The following is a 1981-nucleotide window of genomic DNA, read 5'->3' as shown; positions in this document are numbered from 1 at the left end:
ATCCGCGGCTTCGGTGACAGGCTTAGCCCCGTTACATTTTCGGCGCAGAGCCACTTGACCAGTGAGCTATTACGCACTCTTTAAATGGTGGCTGCTTCTAAGCCAACATCCTGGTTGTCCGGGCAACTCCACATCCTTTTCCACTTAGCCTGTCTTGGGGACCTTAGCCGGCGGTCCGGGCTGTTTCCCTCTCGACTACGAATCTTAGCACCCGCAGTCTGACTCCTGGGATCCTAATATCCGGCATTCGGAGTTTGATTGGGTTCGGTAATCGGTGAAGACCCCTAGCCCAGTCAGTGCTCTACCTCCGGTATTTATTCCCAAGGCTAGCCCTAAAGCTATTTCGGGGAGAACCAGCTATTTCCGGGTTCGATTGGCATTTCACCCCTACCCACACCTCATCCGCCGCCTTTTCAACGACGGTCGGTTCGAGCCTCCACTCTATTTTACTAGAGCTTCACTCTGGACATGGGTAGATCACCCGGTTTCGGGTCTACTCCAACGGACTTTCGCCCTATTAAGACTTGCTTTCGCTTCGGCTCCGCGTCTCTTCCGCTTAACCTTGCCCGCTGGATGTAACTCGCCGGTCCGTTCTACAAAAAGTACGCCATCACACTTTTAACGTGCTCTGACTGTTTGTAAGCATACGGTTTCAGGTGCTCTTTCACTCCCCTCCCGGGGTGCTTTTCACCTTTCCCTCACGGTACTTGTTCACTATCGGTCGCTCAGGGTATTTAGCCTTGGGGGGTGGTCCCCCCGGATTCCCACGGGGTTCCTCGTGTCCCGTGGTACTTGGGATCCTCTCTATTGTTTTAAACTTTTTGTCTACAAGGCTGTTACTTCCTGCGGCGGGCCTTTCCAGGCCGCTTCGACTAAGTCTTCCACAATGTTTTTGAGAGTCCCGCAACCCCAGTTCTCCAAAGAAAACTGGTTTGGGCTCGCCCCTTTTCGCTCGCCGCTACTGGGGGGTTCGATTTTTCTTTCTCTTCCTCCGGCTACTAAGATGTTTCAGTTCGCCGGGTGCCCTCCGCACACCTATGGATTCAGTGTACGGTGACGGGGGTTCGCCCCCGCCGGGTTGCCCCATTCGGATATCTACGGATCGAGGCCTGCTTGCGGCTCCCCGTAGCTTTTCGCAGCTTACCACGTCCTTCTTCGGCCCTGTGCGCCTAGGCATCCACCGTATGCTCTTTGTAGCTTGACCTAATTTGCGCTACTAGAACTTTCTAGATGCTTTTGCTTTGTTTCTCCTACGCTGTGCAGTTTTCAAAGAACGGTTGAGAGACTGTTTTGATGGCGACTCGCCGGGGGGTTCCCTCTACTCGCCGCCACCTTTTGTTTCCTGGTGGAGATGAGCGGATTCGAACCGCTGACCCCCTGCTTGCAAGGCAGGTGCTCTCCCAGCTGAGCTACACCCCCGTTTGAGATGTGGGATGTGAGCGGTTGGAGGTGAGTTTTCTTTGTTGGAATTCGCCTCCGGCGAATTCCTTCTATTCCCACTTCTAACTTCTCACTTCTCACTTCTAAATCTGGTGGGACTAGGTGGACTCGAACCACCGGCCTCACGCTTATCAGGCGTGCGCTCTAGCCGGCTGAGCTATAGTCCCGCGGTCTCTCAAAACTAAACAGTGGCAGTCGCCGCTTGTCTTTTGCCGGTTGCCGGATTGTTTGTTGGAATTCGGCTTTAGCTGAATTCCTTCCTACATTCTGACTTCCGTCTTCTGACTTCTGACTTCTGATTATGGATGTACCGACCTGGAGTTTGAGATGTGGGATGGGAGATGTCGGAGGTGAGTTTTCTTCATCTCACTTCTAACTTCTCGCTTCTCACTTCTCAAATGTTCTCCTTAGAAAGGAGGTGATCCAGCCGCACCTTCCGATACGGCTACCTTGTTACGACTTCACCCCAATCACCAACCCCACCTTCGACGGCTCTCTCCTGTTAGGGTTAAGTCACCGGCTTCGGGTGTTGTCAGCTTTC

General features: G+C 53.3%; 2 tRNA genes and 2 rRNA genes. All 4 read right to left on the bottom strand.

The window, feature by feature from the left end:
- Window positions 1-1204: ribosomal RNA gene (locus ACE4YL_RS09825) — 23S ribosomal RNA — on the bottom strand; the annotation flags it as partial.
- Between the two features lie 139 nt (window positions 1205-1343).
- Window positions 1344-1419, bottom strand: a tRNA-Ala gene (locus ACE4YL_RS09820).
- A 111-nt stretch (window positions 1420-1530) separates the two neighbouring features.
- Window positions 1531-1607 (bottom strand) — tRNA-Ile (locus ACE4YL_RS09815).
- 244 nt (window positions 1608-1851) lie between these two features.
- Window positions 1852-1981: ribosomal RNA gene (locus ACE4YL_RS09810) — 16S ribosomal RNA — on the bottom strand; the annotation flags it as partial.

The sequence above is a fragment of the Candidatus Darwinibacter acetoxidans genome (assembly GCF_041936445.1).
Classification (GTDB): domain Bacteria; phylum Bacillota; class Limnochordia; order Darwinibacteriales; family Darwinibacteriaceae; genus DTU010.
The sequence above is the reverse complement of the archived record's forward strand: the minus strand, read 5'-3'. Positions and strand labels throughout refer to the sequence as shown.